Source organism: Tritonibacter sp. SIMBA_163 (genome assembly GCF_046535935.1).
Classification (GTDB): Bacteria; Pseudomonadota; Alphaproteobacteria; order Rhodobacterales; family Rhodobacteraceae; genus Epibacterium; species Epibacterium scottomollicae.
Genome location: NZ_JAWJBP010000072.1, coordinates 1 through 1,039, shown reverse-complemented (window position 1 = coordinate 1,039; position 1,039 = coordinate 1). Strand labels below are relative to the sequence as shown.

Sequence of the window (1,039 nt, the reverse complement as noted above, 5' to 3'; positions counted from 1 at the left end):
CAAATCAGGTTTTGAGCTGGCTTCCCCTTTCCCCAGACGGACTTATCCTACGGGCTCTGTGATGGGTATGCCAAGAGCGGTGTAGCGATTGAGCACCGCGATCCGGACTTGGAGCTCCGCAACCTGCCGGTCGAAGTCCCTCGCCATGAGGCCTTGGCCGAGGAGTTTTACGCAGTTCATCTTGGTTTCGACGCGGCTTCGGCGGTGATAGCCAGTCAATTTTCGCCAGAGTGCTCGTCCAAGATACTTGCAGGCCCTCACGGCTTCGTTTCGCGCGATGGCGCCCGCTGTCGTTGGCTTCCAAAGCTGCGCATTCTTGCGCGGAGGGATGATGGCGGCGGCTCCCCGGGCCGCGATCACATTATGGCATCTGCGCGTGTCATAGGCCCCATCAGCAGTGACGGCGGCGATCTCTTGACCCGGTGGTATTTGTTGCAGCAGGTCAGGCAGCATGGATGCATCTCCGACATTGCTTGTGGTGACCCCAACCGCGCGGATCTCCAGTGTTTCCTCGTCCATGCCGAGATGGAGCTTGCGCCACAGGCGTTTTTTGCTCCCGCCATGCTTGCGCGCGTTCCACTCGCCTTCACCTTCGGCCTTGATCCCGGTCGCATCAATCAACAAGCGCAGAGGCCCCTCGCCGCCGCGGTAAGGGATGGCGACGTTTAGTGTCTTCTGGCGGCGACACAGGGTGCTGAAGTCTGGAACTTTCCAGTCCAGTCCAACCAGTCCAAGCAAGCTTTCGACGAACCCGGTGGTTTGCCGGAGGGGCATGCCAAACAGCACCTTCATCGTCAGGCAAACCTGGATCGCTGCGTCGCTGAACTCGGGCTGACGCCCCCGCTTGCCTGTCGGCGGCGCATGCCACGACATCTCGGGATCGAACCAGATTGATAGCGAACCGCGCTGCTTCAGCGCCATGTTGTACGAAGGCCAGTTCCTGGTCTTGTACGTCGTAGGGGACCAACTGCTCATGCTCCATTGCTACCCCCACTGGATTTAAACAGTGAATCCCTCATGCCATTTGTGCAACAAAGCC

Annotated in this window: 1 protein-coding gene; it reads right to left on the bottom strand. The window is 59.4% G+C overall.

The genetic code is table 11. The features are described 5' to 3' along the window. Positions 1–42: 42 nt before the first annotated feature. Positions 43–975: an IS5 family transposase gene (locus R0J92_RS21430; RefSeq protein ID WP_411053123.1), complete on the bottom strand. Its 933-nt coding sequence runs from the start codon at positions 973–975 to the stop codon at positions 43–45. Positions 976–1,039 lie beyond the last annotated feature (64 nt).

What these genes read in the sequence shown, in the direction of transcription:
- R0J92_RS21430 (WP_411053123.1), bottom strand. Translation starts at nt 975, where the DNA reads ATGAGCAGTTGGTCCCCTACGACGTACAAGACCAGGAACTGGCCTTCG.